The 17078-nt window shown below is 36.4% G+C and carries 15 protein-coding genes and 1 other annotated feature; of the genes, 14 read left to right on the top strand and 1 reads right to left on the bottom strand.

Annotated features, from left to right (window positions below):
* The first annotated feature begins 18 nt into the window (after nt 1–18).
* The 6 genes from AAIB49_RS05445 (at nt 19) to AAIB49_RS05425 (ending at nt 3574) form a co-directional block, all read left to right on the top strand.
* Nucleotides 19–1095, top strand: a complete 1077-nt coding sequence (locus tag AAIB49_RS05445; protein ID WP_343457426.1) for a helix-turn-helix domain-containing protein — start codon at nt 19–21, stop codon at nt 1093–1095.
* A gap of 258 nt (nt 1096–1353) precedes the next feature.
* Nucleotides 1354–1467 carry a hypothetical protein gene (locus AAIB49_RS19950; RefSeq protein WP_481857839.1) on the top strand — a complete coding sequence of 38 codons (114 nt, stop codon included), beginning with the start codon at nt 1354–1356 and terminating at the stop codon, nt 1465–1467.
* Nucleotides 1468–1624: 157 nt separating this feature from the next.
* The gene (locus AAIB49_RS05440; protein WP_343457451.1) at nt 1625–2281 is read left to right on the top strand and encodes an HAD family hydrolase; all 657 of its coding nucleotides are present in this window, start codon (nt 1625–1627) and stop codon (nt 2279–2281) included.
* Nucleotides 2282–2350: 69 nt separating this feature from the next.
* Entirely contained in the window at nt 2351–2620 is a 270-nt protein-coding gene (locus AAIB49_RS05435) for an NDxxF motif lipoprotein (RefSeq protein ID WP_343457425.1), read from the top strand.
* Complete coding sequence (locus AAIB49_RS05430; protein WP_343457424.1) at nt 2568–2945, top strand: NDxxF motif lipoprotein; 378 nt, start codon at nt 2568–2570, stop codon at nt 2943–2945. The genes AAIB49_RS05435 and AAIB49_RS05430 overlap by 53 nt, the downstream gene beginning before the upstream one ends.
* Before the next feature lie 329 nt (nt 2946–3274).
* Nucleotides 3275–3574 carry a DUF2089 family protein gene (locus AAIB49_RS05425; protein WP_339217429.1) on the top strand — a complete coding sequence of 100 codons (300 nt, stop codon included), beginning with the start codon at nt 3275–3277 and terminating at the stop codon, nt 3572–3574.
* A 458-nt stretch (nt 3575–4032) separates the two neighbouring features.
* Here AAIB49_RS05425 and AAIB49_RS05420 read toward each other — a convergent pair whose 3' ends face one another.
* Entirely contained in the window at nt 4033–4761 is a 729-nt protein-coding gene (locus AAIB49_RS05420) for a D-Ala-D-Ala carboxypeptidase family metallohydrolase (RefSeq protein ID WP_339217425.1), read from the bottom strand.
* 582 nt (nt 4762–5343) lie between these two features.
* Here AAIB49_RS05420 and AAIB49_RS05415 point away from each other — a divergent pair.
* The 8 genes from AAIB49_RS05415 to AAIB49_RS05380 all read left to right on the top strand — a co-directional run bounded on the left by AAIB49_RS05415 (nt 5344) and on the right by AAIB49_RS05380 (nt 17045).
* Nucleotides 5344–6123 (top strand): ABC transporter ATP-binding protein, encoded by a 780-nt coding sequence (locus AAIB49_RS05415; RefSeq protein ID WP_343457423.1) that lies wholly within the window; start codon nt 5344–5346, stop codon nt 6121–6123.
* Entirely contained in the window at nt 6113–8278 is a 2166-nt protein-coding gene (locus tag AAIB49_RS05410) for an ABC transporter permease (RefSeq protein WP_343457422.1), read from the top strand. The genes AAIB49_RS05415 and AAIB49_RS05410 overlap by 11 nt, the downstream gene beginning before the upstream one ends.
* 25 nt (nt 8279–8303) lie before the next feature.
* A complete protein-coding gene (locus AAIB49_RS05405; protein ID WP_343457421.1) occupies nt 8304–8969 on the top strand; it encodes a response regulator transcription factor in 666 nt (221 codons plus the stop codon).
* A gap of 5 nt (nt 8970–8974) precedes the next feature.
* Complete coding sequence (locus AAIB49_RS05400; protein ID WP_343457420.1) at nt 8975–10012, top strand: sensor histidine kinase; 1038 nt, start codon at nt 8975–8977, stop codon at nt 10010–10012.
* A 259-nt stretch (nt 10013–10271) separates the two neighbouring features.
* Complete coding sequence (locus AAIB49_RS05395) at nt 10272–11330, top strand: hypothetical protein (protein WP_343457419.1); 1059 nt, start codon at nt 10272–10274, stop codon at nt 11328–11330.
* Nucleotides 11331–11554: 224 nt separating this feature from the next.
* Nucleotides 11555–11821, top strand: a binding site (T-box leader).
* A gap of 62 nt (nt 11822–11883) precedes the next feature.
* Entirely contained in the window at nt 11884–13122 is a 1239-nt protein-coding gene (locus tag AAIB49_RS05390; protein ID WP_339217414.1) for an MFS transporter, read from the top strand.
* A 107-nt stretch (nt 13123–13229) separates the two neighbouring features.
* Complete coding sequence (locus AAIB49_RS05385) at nt 13230–13805, top strand: DUF4256 domain-containing protein (RefSeq protein ID WP_343457418.1); 576 nt, start codon at nt 13230–13232, stop codon at nt 13803–13805.
* 624 nt (nt 13806–14429) lie between these two features.
* Complete coding sequence (locus tag AAIB49_RS05380; RefSeq protein WP_343457417.1) at nt 14430–17045, top strand: glycoside hydrolase family 3 C-terminal domain-containing protein; 2616 nt, start codon at nt 14430–14432, stop codon at nt 17043–17045.
* Nucleotides 17046–17078: the final 33 nt, after the last annotated feature.

The raw sequence follows: 17078 nt of genomic DNA, 5'->3' as shown, positions 1-17078 counted from the left end.
TTAGTAGGAGTGAGATAAATGAATGAACATATACAACTTATGATTGATTGGATTGAAGATAATTTAACAAATAAATTCTCTTTAGACGAGCTTGCACATTATATGGGATATTCCCCTTATTATTGTTCTTTTAAATTTCACCAAGTAACAGGTATCAGTATTAGGCGCTATGTTCTTCTTAGAAGATTGTATTTATCTACGAAGGATTTGGCCAATAACAAAAGGATAATTGATATCGCCTTTGATTACGATTATTCATCACAAGAAGCTTATAGTAGAGCGTTTAAATCTGTTTTTGGTATCAATCCAAGGGAATTTCAACTTCGCCAGCTGCCTGTTCAATCGTTTTTCAAGCTCACTATTAATAACAAAGAGGAATGGTATAGAATGAATGTTTCTAGAAAAATAGAGGTTGAAAAGTTACAAAGTGGGAATAAGGAATTGTTTGACCAGGATGTACTTAATATATTAAATGGCCAGGTGATGTATGAAGAGTTTAACAATGAAAAAATAATGGGTGATTCCGATTATGTTCCATTCAATGAAGCAATGTGTGTAAATACGACTACTGAACAAGTCTTCGATAAGGAGTTTATTAAAACGCGAGCATTAGGACATCGTGTTTCAGTAGAGGATTATATCCAAAAAGTAATAGAGCCATTAGATAATCTCTTTCATAAAGAATACAAGTATATCGTTTTGTGGTTTGGTGAGGATATGTTTTGTCAAATGAACCTGCTGACCATCCTTGCCTATCTGGAGCAGTCCCAATATGACGGGAGAGTTTTCTTAAATTGCTTTAGAGAGGATGAATTTAAAGTAAGCCAAACAGAGCTTACATTAGGTAACTATTTTTCTGTATATAAGGAAGTGCTGATCAATCATAAAAGACCATCTATAGAACTACTTCCAGTAATGTTCCAGGCAATAGATATATATTTAGATATGCTAAAAGAGAATAATGCAGTAGTAAAGTATATTTCTCAAAATAAAGACCTACCAACATCAGAATTAGTCAATAGGTTACTTGGTCTGTTCCCAACTATAGGATATGGCGATTCCCAGTATATAGATCTTATTAATAAAAATAGATAGTCCTACTATCGTTAAACCGTATTGGATGAAGTTGAACACTTTAATCAAATGCGGTTTTTTATTATTACCGTTTGTTGGAAAGTTACTAAGAAGATTTGAACAACCGTCTTATAATAACAGTTGAAATTAGTGGAAACTATTGATAGTTATAATTTAGTTGAAGTGAGATTGGGATGAGTAGGATTGTTGAATAAGAATAGCTCGAAAAATGAAATGAAATAGAGGATATTACGAGATTAATATCGAATGTATACATAAATTGATTTAAAAGAGTTAGGCGTAATTGACGAAATAGTTCCTGAGGTAAAGGCTGGAGCACATCATGACCCTGAAAAACAAGTATTGCTAGTAAGAAATGTTATTAAAAATTAATTATTTGAATTTCCCATCTATTCTGCTAGGGGTATAATCGACCATTGATACAATTATAGAATAATAGGTGATTATCAATCTTAGCTATTTATGGGTGTAATAGTTCTTTAATACAATGTGAGATAGGATGTGAAGTTATTTGCGTAGTTTTAAAGCAATGCTATTTGATTTAGATGATACCTTACTTGATAGAGACAAGGCAGTAGATAATATGTTCTTTATTATTTTTGAAAAGTGTTATGAAGATGTTAAACATACAACCAAAAAAGAAATGCTCCAAAGATTCAAGGATTATGATAAAAGAAGCTATGGCAATAGTAATAAAACAAAAGTCTTGGAGGGATTGTTTAATGAATTTCCACCAAAATATAGATTGCCAAGCCAAGACCTTCAAGACTTTTGGAATAATCATTTTCCTCAGTGTTTTTCTGTAAACCAAAGCACTATTAATATCTTGAATAGTATAAAGGAGCAAGTTAAAGTTGCCATCATAACAAACGGATCAACACAGAGGCAAAAAGCAAAGATAATTAACACTAATTTAAATAGTTATTTTGACACAATCATTATTTCTGAAGAAGTGGGACTTAGTAAGCCTGACAAACGCATATTTGAATTAGCTTTAAATAGGCTTAATGTCCGACCGAAATCTGCATTATTTGTTGGAGATAACTTAGAATTGGATATTGGCGGTAGTCAAAATGCAAATATAAAGGGCATCTGGTTTAATCCACATAGTATTAAGAATGATACCGAAATAACACCATTTGCCGAAATCAATTCTTTCGAGAAATTATTAAGTTATTTACCATAAGAAATATCATATGGGTACCTACCGATTTAAAAAGGCTAGTCATATCAATTGTAAGGAGAGGAAATTATTATGAGAAGATTTTTGTATTGCTTCCTCATTCTATTTATATTAAGCGCTTGTACGCAGAATCCAAATATAGAAGCGGAAGAAGATGAAATTCTCTCCATGGAGAACGTAAAGGTTCCTAGTACTATTTTCATTTCTGAAAAACAAAACAGTATAATTAACGAGGAAGAAATAAAATTAAGTATCAAAACCTACCTAGATAGCTATGAAGATTTAACTAATGCTAGTTATTCCATTCTTTGCTATTTTCGACGAAGAAAAGGAATTAACTAAAAGTGAATTAGAGAAATTTGAAGCCATTAGCAAGCTTACCATAGAAAATGATGAGAATTTTTCTAACTATATTACGAATAATACTTTACCGGAAGCTTATCAAGAAGAGTCTGAAAGAATTAGTCAGTATATTACGATGTCAAATGAGATTCTTTATGAAATGATTAATATGGCAGATGACTTATATCAAGGAATTTTTCCAAAAGTAGACATCCAATCTATAATGAATAAAACCAATGTGGTGAATGGAAGAGAGCAGAAGAAAATAGAGGATTTCCTTGATGAGAAAGCTATTGAAACGAAAGCATTTGGGCGAGGGGAATAAGGAAAGAACGTATAAAATTCTACAGTTTTAAAGCATTTAGTATCATGATCACCCCCCTTATCATACTTCGTATCTTATAAAGCAAACAAGAGTATTATAGAAGAATGAAAGAGACCAAACCAGCAGTGTTACGGCCTCTTTTTTGTTTGTCTATAAGTCAAATATCTAATAGATAATATACTCCAAAATATCACTATGAAAGAAATCAACTATATTGATAATGTAGAATTAATAAATGATTGACTTTAATAAAGTTAAAGATTACATTTAATTATATTAAAGTCAATCATTAAGTTCGATTTAGCATTTGTAATGGAGGTGTATAGTTAATGTCAATAGATGTAATCCCAGACTGGCTAGCATCCTTAGATGATGAAGATATTAGTTTTATAAAGAGGTTCATATTATCTTCAGGCTCACTTAAAGAAGTTGCAAGTTCTTATGGAGTAACGTATCCTACAGTAAGATTAAGGTTAGATCGATTAATTCAAAAAATCCAAGTAGCTGAAGACACTTCAAATGATCCATATGTTTCACTCATTAAGAGGTTAGCAATAAATGAAAAACTAGATTTTGATACGGCAAAAATATTAATAAATGAATATAAAAAAGTAAGAACTGGAGTGTGAATGAAATGGAAGAGTTGGTTCTTTTACTGATTGGATTATTAATTATAGTTGGGATAATAGTACTTCAAATCTCTCTATCTAAGCAGGTGAATAAATGGCCTGGTTTAATATTACCAATCATTAGCCTATTTTTTTCCATGATTATTAGTTTTAATTTACTTAATCCTTCCATCATCGAAGTCATTATAACCTTCTTAGTATCTAATATCCTGACAACAATACTAATAGTTATATACTTTACTCATAGAGGAAAAATTATAAAGAAAAAGCAGATAGACAAAATGAATATTCTAGATTTAGAGTGATTATGGATATTTATCCATGCTTTTGGAACCTACGAGTGGACGGTAAAAAGGCAGTTACTCCACTACGTGTTTTAACTGCCTTTTAATCTATATTTGGATAAAATCACAGTTTATCTAATTGATGCGGTAGCTTCTTGGTATAAGTTACGTCAATTAATTCCAGTACCAATACTGTGCACCGTATGGATATTCTATTCTACTATCTACGTGGGTGTAGGAACTTCCATTGTAAACGCCACTAAATCCGGATGACCTAGCTGCATTTCTGAGAGTGGTTAGGGAGACACCTGAAGCGCGAATATCAGCCGCAATTCCGTATGTGTGCTGGCTGTTTGATGAAGAACCAGGAATGCTATTGTTGTGGGAAATACTTCTGAAGCCGGAGTTAATTATAATCGGACGGTTTCCTATTTTAACGCGAACTGCTTCTAGTTTATACATCATTCTGCGAACATTTTCTCTAACCGTAGTGGAGGATACTCTTCCGCCGTTAAAGACACTGCCATCCTTGGAATAAAACTCACTATAATTAAAGTGTTTCGTTCCATTCGAACCTTCTAAATCGTTTAACTTTGCTTGGGTAGCAGGTCCAACAATACCATCAGCAGCTAATCCGTAGGCTCTTTGGAAACGCATGACGGCAGCTCTTGTCGCAGGACCAAACTGACCATCGACAGCTATATATGTTTGGGTAGGGGAATCGGCAGCCCAGCCAGCTACCCTTATTTGTAATTCTCTTACATCTGATCCGCTGGAACCTTCTTGTAATGTGCGGGTCCAGTTATAGGCAGAAGCCTCATCTGTACTGATAAAGGTCATGGCAAGTGTAATCATGAAAGCAAAACCAACAATACTAATAAACTGTTTAAAAGCGTTTTTCACATTACATACCTCCTAAATTGGTAGTTGCATCCCGAAAGGCTAATGGAACATTACAAAGCTTTTAATCCATATTTTCTATTCAATTGATAAGGCTCTTTTTCCATTAACACTTGTCCGGTTTGATCCCGTCTTTTAATCTGCTTAGGTCCTTATGACTTTGAATAATAGAAGCTTTGCTAGAGATAGTGTTGAAATGAATCCAAGACGCTTCAAACGGTTCTGAACAGAACAGAGCTTATGAAAGTTCGCCTTTAAACAAACACCCCCTCAAACTTTGGATTGAATCGCTTGAGTTATATGAATCTAGCTGTCTATAACTATACTAACATGGGAAGGAACAGTAAGATATTCGTCAAATGTTCTAAATATATGTAAGGACTTTCGTATGGTAGAAAAGGTAGGAGAGAAACGAAGGAACTATAATAGAAATATAGTCATGCAGAAAGTGGTATATTGTTACTAGTTTTTAATTTCCTTACACCATTTGTAAGTGTTTTTGAGCTTTTGTACTGGGTATAATGTGTATAACTCGATTCAGTCTATTATATTTCAGAAAAAGATAATGAAAAGGGAGAGTTATATATGGTTAAACAGGGGAAATTATTAGAGGTTCAAGACTTACAAAAGCGCTACGGGAAGAACAACAATATAACTAAAGCTTTGAATGGTGTCAGCTTTGATATTCTTCCAGGAGAATTTTTAGGAATCATGGGTCCAAGCGGCTCTGGGAAAACTACATTGTTAAACTGTATTGCAACGATTATAAAACCAACCTCAGGACGTGTCCTTTTAAATGGGGAAAATATTAGTGCTTTTGATAGTAAGGATTTAGCCGAGTATCGTGGTAGTCGGATTGGATATCTATTTCAAGACTTCGAGTTGCTAGATAATCTAACTGGAAAAGAAAATATCCTCTTACCACTATCTATACATGGGGTGGACTTTGGAAAAGCACGTGCAAAGTTAAATGAGCTAGCGGGCTTTTTAGAAATTATAGATATACTGGATAAATTCCCATCCCAAATGTCCGGGGGACAGAAGCAACGGGTAGCTGCAGCTCGGTGCTTGATAGCTGATCCGGATATCGTTCTGGCGGATGAACCAACAGGGGCTTTAGACACACGCTCTGCGAGAACATTAATGAATAAGTTAGAAGGGATAAATCAAAACAAGGAAAGAACGATTTTAATGGTTAGTCACGATCCAAATGCAGCGAGCTTTTGCTCCAGAATTCTGTTCATTCAAGATGGTGTGCTCTTTCATGAACTGCGTCGTAAACAAGATGAATCTCGAGAAGAATTTTATGATAGGATCCTAAAGGTAATGGCTCAGCTTGGAGGGGGAAGTGCAAATGTTCTCTAGGTTGATTTTTCGTAATGCAAAACGAAGTCGTAAGGAGAATTTAATTTACTTTGCCACACTCGTAACCGCAATAGCTTCGTTTTATATTATTCTTTCCCTTGGTAGACAAGATGTTATTATATTTTTAAGGGAATTTGAAAGTGAGGCAATTGATAAACTGTTACAGTTAATGCCGATTGTCTATGGCTTTGCTTTGTTTTTATTATTCTTCTTAATTTTATTTGCTAATCGCTATCAATTAAATCGAAGAAGTAAAGAGTTTGGCGTTTATCTCTTATCGGGAATGAGGAAGGAGCGCCTTGTCCTTCAGCTTTTAGCAGAAGGATTTATTACTTCTGTATTAGCACTTATTGGGGGGATATTAGTAGGCGGATTTTTGGCCGAAATAATTAGCTTGACGGTTTCTAAATTAGTTGGTCAGGGCATTATTGGCCATCAAATGAGCTTTTCCTTAAGTGCAGTGTTCTTTACCATTATAGGTTTTCTATTCATCCAGTTCATAGCATTGTTCATTCTTGGTGGAAGGTTATTTAATCAAGAGGTTCAACAATTGCTTAAGGGACAAATGGAAAAGAAACAAGATATGGGGCATGTTAAAGGTAATATTATTCATATATTGGTAGGGTCTGTATGCTTAGGAATCGCGTATTGGATTGTACTCTATCGTTTTGAGGATCTCGGGGGTCTACTGTTGCTTGTGGCACTGATTCTCGGATGTGTAGGAACGGTATTTTTTATGAGGGGATTTGGCAGACTCTTAGGGTTAATGGCAAGCTTATCTGAACGAAAGTCTACGAAAGGGTTGCGCACATTTACATTAAGGCAGTTTCAAGAAAATGTGGCTAATCGATCCGATTCTGTTGCTGTAACGTCAATCCTCATCACGCTGTCTATCATTTTATTAGCAAATGGTGCTTCCACTATTATAGGGTTTGATAGTACTTCTGTTAAAAGCTCCTCGTTATATGATTTTACTGTTAATGGGGATCATCATAAGGTAGAGGAATTCCTTCATTCTGATGCCATGGCGCCTTATGTAGAGCACTTAAATTTGCTAGAAATTGCTCAGCTTGATAATCAAGATGTGCACACGGAGGATGGTCAGCAGAAGACATTGGTGGATTGGTCTAAATTAAAAGAGCAACTTATTATGTTTCTGTCAAGCGAGGAAAAGGAGGAATATTTATCGTGGGAAATGCAAGGGTATTCGATTAGTCGAGAATACCCGGAAGCACTTAATCTGCTAGGTGCCTTAGAAATGGATGCAACAACACCTTATCTAATTCCAGAATCATCTTATAATGGGCTGTTACAAGCTATAGGAGAAGAGCCACTGAACCTTCATGCAGATGAAATGGCTCTATACTTCAATCCTGAGCTTTTGTATACGGATGATTGGGGAAATATGCCTGTATTGGACACTATTTTAGAAAAAGCTTCCATAGAAGGGCAGACTTTAGTAAGCATTGGTGACCAACCAATTTCCATTCGAACTTCTGTCCCTATGAGAGGATTAGTAGCAGATCGTTCGGTAGAAATTCGTTCAGCGTTTATTGTCCCGAATCAAATGTTTGAGCAACTAGTGAATACAGAAACTTACAGGTCCTATTGGAACTTTCTTATCCCACAGAAGTTGCAAGAAGAACAAGGTTTAATGAAACCAATGATGGAAGCTAGGGATATATTAAAAACATCAGGCTTTGAATTTGAAAGTTTTTTGGAAAATTATGGACGACAACTCTTTTATGTTGTTTCAGGAAGCTACACCGAATTATATTTGGGTTTCTTATTTCTGATTATTGCTTGTACCGTATTAGCTTTACAATTTTTAACACAAATAAGACAGACTGCTCAACGTTACATTACACTTTCCATGCTAGGTGCGAAGCGGGGGCAAATGAAAGAAGCGATGTATAGGCAAGTACTGTACACCTTTTTATTGCCTATGTCTCTTGCATGTATCAGTGCAGCGGTTGGTATCAAGGGAATGTTGTCCTTCCATTATCTGTATATCGAAGAAAGTGCCATGCTATATCCGATGCTCCTTCTCTTTGCAAGTGTAGTAATCGTGATTGTTATTATATATGGAGCAGCAGTTGCTCGGTCAGCGGGTCATGAGATCGATAAATTACGATGGAAGCCGAATATGGATTAGTAATTTCACAATAGGGGGTGCTGAAATGGCGACCATTACAATTGTAGAAGATGATTCTTTTATGAGAGAAGAGCTAACGGATATTTTGCTAAAAGCGGGGTTTAACGTAATCGCTATTTCAGACTTCCATGATGTTGTTACCCCTATAGTAGCCAATCCCCCAGACTTAGTTTTATTAGATATCAATTTACCGGGCCAGTCTGGGTTTGATATATGTAGAAGTCTGAAATCAAAAGGTATTAGACCCATATTAATTTTGACATCTAGAGATAAGCTGCAAGATGAATTACATGGCCTGCAATTAGGAGCAGATGATTATCTGACCAAACCATGTAATCGCGATAGATTGTTAGCACGCATTCAAAATCTATTAAGAAGGTTTGAGGGACAACCAGATTTACTAGAGGGCGGTAATTTTACTCTAGACCCTAATACGTTTACCTTGTATAAGGGAGAACAATCGCTGTTATTATCAGCTAATGAGGGGAAGATATTAAAAGCGCTAGTGCAACATAAATCTGAGATGGTATCTAAGTCAACATTGAGTGAATATCTATGGGGAACAAACCAATATATAGACGAAAATGCACTTCAAGTCAATATCACTCGATTGCGGAAAACATTGCGAAAGTTACATCTGGATGATCAAATCGAAACCATAAGAGGTCAAGGGTATCGACTTAGGGGGTAAGGAGCATGAAATGGTTAAAACAAATCTATGATTGTTTTCAAGCTTATAAGCTTTGCTTTCTCATTTTACTAGTTACAGATGTATTCTTTATCTTTTTGGCCTGGTTAGCTTACCCAGAAACTTTTATGGTACTAGTAGGACTCATGATTATGTTTACATTAGCAATGGTCGTCATATCTTTATTTTTTATAGTAAAAAAGCAACGGGAAATGGAAGTGGTATTTGAGAATTTTTTAGTAGAGGCAAATGAAACGAATGAAGAAATACTATGTCGAGTTTCTCCTAAGACCCATAGGTCGTTTATTCGTAGAATGGGAAGCGTTATGAGAGCAAATCAGATGAAATTAGATGAGCAAGTGACCAAGTTAGCTGATTATGAAAGCTATATAGAAGGCTGGGTGCACGAAATTAAAAAACCTCTTTCATTAATGACGTTGGTGTTAGATAACCGCCGAGATGAAATGTCTCCTCTAGTCAGGCAGCGTATGGTTCATATTCGAGATCAAATGCAAGGGGATGTAGAACGAATCTTGTACTTTGCAAGACTGAGATCAGCTCATAAAGATTATATATTTGAGCCTATAAACATAATCGCATTTTGTAAACGGACTATGGAAGATCAGCAATCGTTATTAGATGAAGCTGGTTTTCACATACAGTTCATAGGGGAAGAGATGAAAGTCTTATCGGACAGAAAGGGTTTAGCATTTATACTTGAACAGGTAATTGCTAATAGTACGAAATATATGTTACCAGATCAAGAAAGTCCCATGTTAAAATTCGAAACGGTTTATGATAAGGTACGCGATCAAACTATTTTACATATTACGGATAATGGACCTGGTGTGTTTCAAGAGGATTTGCCATTTATTTTTGATAAAGGCTTTACTGGAAGGAAAGGCACGTATACAAGAGAATCGACAGGTATGGGACTTTATTTAGTGCATAAGATGGCTAATGATTTAGCTATTCAGCTAGATGCTAATTCAGAGCCTGATTCAGGATTGACTATCTCGTTATTCTTTCCGCGTGTTCAACATTAATTAACCGATAAGATAGCTATAAAGAAGCGTAACCTTGATCGGATATTCAATAGTAATCCCTAGTCTAGTAGAAAAATACTAGAGTAGGGATTTTTAATTTTGATAAGCGTATACCATCACAGCACTAGGGTTCTAGATATATGTAGATAAGACCAAGCAGATTAATTAACTACAAAAGTGAGAAAAATGTCGCATTTTTATGGTATAATATTCCGTGAATTTAGGTCTTTATAACTATTATTATTTAGGAGGAAGAAAAGTGAAGAACAACTTTATGAAAATGGTCCTCGGTTTTGGGGTCATTATGCTACTAGCAGCCTGCGGTTCTAAAGCGGAATTATCAGATTATCTAGAGGTTGATTTTAGTGGGTATGATACAATGGGAACCGCTACTTACGAGATAGATCAGGATCAATTAATCATGGATACATTTGAAGTATCAGATAATATTTTTGACCTTGATCTTGAGACATTAAATGAGATAGATGCTATGTTATCTGCGTACAGTGTTGAGCTAGATAAGGAGAATGATTTATCTAACGGGGAGCAAGTTGTTGTTAAACTAACGGTAGATGATTCGAAAACGAAAAAACTAAAGACTAAAGATGAAGTTAAGGTAACTGTATCAGGTCTTGAAGAACCGAAAGAATTAAGTGATGAAGAAATTGAAAAGAATGTTGTTGTCAACTTCAACGGTGTTAGTGGAAAAGGAACACTCATGATCGATACCACATTTAGTGATGACTTAAGGGGATTAACCTTTGAATCATCTCGAGATGGAGAAATTAAAAATGGCGATACAGTAGTTGTTAGTCTGACAGAAGGTTCTAGAGAGTCTTTAGCATCGCTTGGTTATGTTCTAACAGGAAAAGGAGAGGCACAATTCGAAGCATCTGGTCTAGATGTGGTAGCAGAGAACCCTTCAGAAATTGCAAATATGGAAGATATTGAACGATTTATTAGTGAAGGAATAAATAGGGAATATCAAGATTCCTCATGGGGCTTTTACAAATATGAAATTATAAAAGGAAATACATATTATAGACAGTTTCAGAGAGATGACGAAGCAAGTTCTTGGGGAAGTTCTCCTAGTAATGGAACATTAGTTAATGTATATACCATTAAAAAATATGATTCAGACGGGAAAGTGGAAGATACGTTTACTGCAATTTATGGGTTTACCGATATTATCTTAGACGAGGATAATATGGCAAATGTTGCAGAAATGAATAAGTATTCGGATACCTATGATAGCACATATTCCCTTGAATCAGTTGAAAAACTTTTAGAAGGATATGGCTATCAAGTAGTCGAGTAATAGTGAAAGGGCAGAATGTAGTAATTAGGGGAATGACCTTGGTGTCTTTAACTTAAATTTAACATATCCAAACGGTTATAAATTCTATAACAAAAGACCTCTATGGTGTTACCAGAGGTCTTTTCATGTTGCCTTCTAGACTAAAATCTTCTCCAGTCAATTATTTAACCGAAAACGATATTGCATTCGGATTTCTGAAGTGATAGAATAGTAAAAATTAAATAACAAATGCGATGAAGAGAAGAGTAAATGAAATGTAATTCATAACAGAGAGCTCCGGATGCTGAAAAGGAGTATGATTTATTTCATTGAAGCAAGACTCTGAGCAGCACGTTGGAATCATAAGATGATGGCGTGACAGGAGCTCCTGTTATAGAGCTAGAGTATAAGCAATTAGTAAATTGCCGTACTTAAAGAGGTTAATATGGCGACATATTAACAAACTGGGGTGGCACCGCGAACAGGAAATGATTCAAAATCTCGTCCCCAAGGCTAAAAGTCTTGGGGGTGGGATTTTTTATTTGTTTAAGTAATGATTAGGGGAGGTTTCGGTATGGAGCGTAGAAAAATAGTAGATTATTGGAAGTATCCTGCTATTCTTTTATTTGGCATTGGAATTTCTAGTATTGGATCATGGATATATTTTATTGCCCTAAATGTCATCGTATTTAATATGACAGGTTCCCCTCTTGCTGTAGCAGCACTTTATATCATTAACCCATTAGCGACGTTGTTTACGAACCTTTGGGGTGGGAGTGTAGTGGACCGGGTAAATAAAAAGCACTTTATGATTGTGTTGGATTTAATTCAAGGGGTGCTTATTACTTGTTTAGCATTTTCAACGAATACATTATGGGCAATCTATTTGTTTGTGTTTCTAATCAATATGGTTAGTTCTTTATATGACCCGACCTCTATCGGTTATATAACAAGATTAATTCCTAGAGAACAAAGACAACGGTTTAATTCGTTAAGAAGTTTGTTAGACTCTGGGGCCTTTATCCTTGGACCAGCTATTACGGGGATGTTGTTTATACTGGGAACACCACTATATGCCATTTTCATTAATGGATTATCGTTTTTCTTCTCTGCTCTCGTTACGTTGTGGATGCCTAATGTGGAGAAGAACAAGCCATTGGACCATGTATCTAATCAAAAATTATCATTACATGTCATAAAGAAGGATTTCATGGTAGTCATCCGGTTTAGTAGGCGATACCTGTATGTAATGATCGTATATTTTCTTTTTACTGCATTCGTAGTCCTGCAGACGGCAGTTGATTCACTAGAAGTAGCATTCGCAAGGGAAGTGATTTCACTATCGGAGGGAGCGTATGGCTTTCTTGTCAGTACGGCAGGGGCGGGGATTTTGATCGGTGCATTGTGTAATGCGGTATTCGCAAAGAAATTATCTATTCGCTTCATTATCGGTCTTGGTTCTGTCATGGTGTCAGTGGGTTATCTTATCTTTGCTTTCTCTAGTAACTTCACAATGGCATCGGTTGGTTTCTTTGTATTAGCATTTTCCCTTGCCTTTGCTAACACAGGTTTTCATACTTTCTACCAAAATAATATTCCAGTAGAGATTATCGGCAGAATCAGTAGTATATATGGGTTTTTAGAAGCTTTGTTGGTCATTGTACTTACTGCGATATTTGCGGTAGGAGCTCAAGTCTTATCGATAAAGTTAGTCGTTATTTCGGGTGCTAGTTCTATGTTTATTTTAACGATTGTATTATTCATAATTTGTTTAGCCCCTAGTAAACGTAAGCATTATGACGTGGCACCATGAACGGTTTCATAATACGCATTGTACCAAGATGCTTCCAGTGGGTATAATAAATTAAAATAAGGACTTAATTAACGTTCAATATAGTCTAGGATAAGGAGGAAAGCAATATGGCAGATGTAGTTAGCGGTAAGATGGAGTTAACACCCGAACAGCAGGAAGGCTTGCTTAGAGTACTAGAAGGTAGATTTATCAAATATATGAACCGCCACGAAGGTTTGGAGTGGGATAATGTTCGAGCAAAGCTAGAGGGAAATCCAGAAAAACTATGGTCACTTCATGAAATGGAAAGAACAGGTGGTGAGCCAGATGTTGTAGGGTATGATGTCGAAAAGGATCAATATATTTTCTATGATTGTTCAACAGAAAGTCCTAAAGGTCGGAGGAGTCTCTGTTACGACCGGGAGGCACTAGAGGCTAGGAAAAAACATAAGCCAGTAAATAGTGCTGTAGATGTAGCGGCTGCTATGGGGATTGAGATTTTAACAGAAGATCAATACCGAGAATTGCAGAAGCTGGAACGTTTTGATCAGAAAACATCGAGCTGGGTGCAAACTCCTGCTGATATTAGAAAACTTGGTGGTGCACTATTTTGTGATTTTCGTTTTGGCCATGTCTTTGTGTATCACAACGGGGCGGACTCTTACTATGGATCTAGGGGATTTCGGGGTTCGTTGAGGGTGTAAGGTTTAGTGTAATGGTATAATCGGATTACTGTATGTGCTTAAATAAGGGCTTTTCTAGAGGAAACGGCTAGCTTATATTTGGAGCGGAATCGAATGGGATTTCGCTCCTTTTTTATACCAGTTCCTGAGAGGGAATGTTCCTCCCATTAGATTGCGGAGGAAGGGAAAAATAAAGGTAATAATAGGAAAAAGACTAAATACAACTCAATTTTTAAACATTTATATTACATCTATATAAATAATTAGGAGAAATGGACCACCCTAAATGGCAGTTTTGTAATGGGACGGTTACGAATGAATAGTAGATTACAATAGATAGTGCAAATGGATTGCAATCCTGTAATAATAAAGAAATACATGATAGTTTTGTAGGATTTTAGAAAATAATTACAAACGCTTTCGCCTTTTTGGTTAGCGTTTTCTTTACGTGTGTCGTAGCGGGGTAGTGAGTCATATGACCCTGTTTTATTCGCCAATAATCGCGCATTGACGGCAAGTTTCGCATGCGGTTAGAGTGAAAGAGGCAAAAAACTACATGGAAGGTGGATTAAGGTTAGGCAACGTAAGAAATACAGCTTAGAAAAGGAGCGAACAGGATCAACAAAATCTATAAAAATCCATTTGATGATTACGCTATTACTAGTTGGGCTTTTCATAACACCTTTTGGTACGGCTATGGCTGAAACATCTCAGCCTTGGATGAATAAGTCGCTTACTGCAAATGAACGTACAGCATTGTTGCTCGAGCATATGACGTTAGAACAAAAGGTTCAATTTATTACAGGAAATCTCAATAATTACTATGGTTTTTACAATGAAGAAATGCAGGAATTAGGTATTCCGGCTCTAAAAATGGCAGATGGCCCTGCAGGCGTTCGTATTGCGAATCCGGATATTCAAGATAAAAAATCAACTGCCTTACCAGCGCCAATTGCTTTAGCAGCGACTTGGGATATCAATGCTGCAAAAGAGTATGGAGAGCTTTTAGGAAATGAAGCATTTAACACGACACATAATATTTTATTAGGACCAGGCCTTGATATTGCCCGTTTCCCATGGGGAGAACGTAATTTTGAATCGTTAGGTGAGGATCCGTTATTACAATCTAAATTAGCCATTCCATATGTGAATGGCGTTCAAAGCTACCCTGTTATGGCAACAGCGAAACATTGGTTATTGAATAACCAAGAGACAGAGCGTTTTACGATTAATTCCATTGCAAGTGAACGAACACTTCATGAGGTGTATGCTCGTCCATTTGCAGAAGTTATTGAACATGCTGATTTAAGTTCTGTCATGTGTTCATTTAATCAGGTCAATGGGGTCAATGCTTGTGAAAGTGAAGCAGTACTGACAACGCTGTTGAAGGATCAATTAAACTTTAACGGCTTTGTGATGAGTGATTATGGTGCCAACCACACAACAGTTGAATCTGCTAATGCTGGATTAGACCTAGAGACACCTGGTGAACCAAATGGATACTGGGGAAGTCAGCTAATTACAGCTGTTGAAGAAGGAAAAGTTAGTGAAGCAAGAATTGATGATATGGCTACCCGTATTCTAACTGAAATGTTTAGTAAAGGGTTATTTGATCAGCCTGCTGGAAATAATCCACTTCCGGTTGAAGAGCATGGACAAATCGCTCGAGAGTTAGCAGAACAAAGCATGGTACTAATGAAAAATGAAGATAATGCTTTACCATTAGACGAGGATGTTTTAGATTCCATTGCAGTAATCGGACCAGACGCTGATAATGCTTCAGCAGCTGGTGGAGGAAGCTCTATGGTAAACCCTACTTATACAGTGAGTCCATTAGAAGGAATCAAAAATAAAGTAGGAGAAGATGTGGAAGTATCGTATGCACCAGGTAGTGATCCTATCAGTGCTGGTGATATATTACCAGGACCTTCCGCAGTACCATCTTCTTTATTAAGCCCGTTTGATAGCGATCAAAATGGGTTGACTGCAGAATACTGGAACAATATTAACTTTGAAGGGGAGCCTTCATTAGTTCGTACAGATAATCAAGTAAACTTAAATCTTGGATTCTATAATTATGAAGGATTTAATGCACAATCACCTAAACTAGAAACTACTCCAGGTGATTTTAACAGTGAAATGTCTGCACGCTGGACAGGTCAGTTCATCGTACCTGAAACAGGAGACTATACACTTTCTCTTTCAAGCTTAGGTACAGGTAAATTATATATCGATGATACGTTAGTCATTGATAATGAAAGCAAGAAATTAACAACATCTAAGAAGACACTTTCCTTTGTTAAAGGGGAAAAGCTTGATGTCCGAATTGAATATAGCACGGGTGATTCTGGTGGACAGCAAGACTTTGGTGGCATGATTCGCTTTGGTTGGGAAGCACCAACTAATGTAGTAGATGAGAAGATACAAGAAGCAGTAGAATTAGCGAAAAAATCCGATGTTGCTGTAGTGGTAACTCGTACGTATGATAGTGAAGGTTACGTGGATAATTCTAGTCTGGACTTACCTAATAACCAAGCACAATTAATTAAGGAAGTTGCGAAAGCAAATCCAAATACTGTTGTTGTACAAATGAGTGGTAGAGCCGTACAAATGGATACGTGGGATGACGAAGTACCTGCTATTGTTCAAGCATGGTTCCCAGGTCAAGAGCAAGGGAATGCTATTGCAAATGTATTATTTGGTGAGGTGAACCCATCTGGTAAACTACCAATCACCTTCCCTGTTAATGAAGATCGTACCCCTGTATCAAATGAAAACCAATTCCCAGGGGTGAATGGGGAATCGGATTACTCCGAGGGCATATTTGTTGGATACAAAGGTTATGAAAAAGAAGGTATTAAACCAGCATATGCGTTTGGCCATGGGTTATCCTATACAACATTTGATTATCGTAATGTAAAAGCGAAGGCGAAAAGAAAAGGAAAGGATAAAGACTTAACATTATCCGTTGACCTTAATTTACGCAATACTGGTGATGTAGCTGGAGCAGAAGTTGTTCAAGTATACGCTGGAGCATTACCAACGAATGTGGAAACTCCAACTAAACAGTTAGCAGGTTTTAAAAAGGTAGCGTTAAAACCTGGTAAACAAGAACGAGTGAAAATAGAGCTTGATCCGAAAGCCTTCTCTTATTGGGATGAAGACAAGGGTGAATGGGTAACACCTAAAGGAGAAGTCCCAATTTATGTAGGTAGCTCTTCAGAGGATATACAACTAAAAACAACGATTACGATTAAGTAATATAATCTGAAGTTGGGGTATCTCATACCCCAG

Source organism: Ornithinibacillus proteolyticus (assembly GCF_039581225.1).
Classification (GTDB): Bacteria; Bacillota; Bacilli; order Bacillales; family Amphibacillaceae; genus Ornithinibacillus; species Ornithinibacillus massiliensis.
The sequence above is the reverse complement of the archived record's forward strand: the minus strand, read 5'-3'. Positions and strand labels throughout refer to the sequence as shown.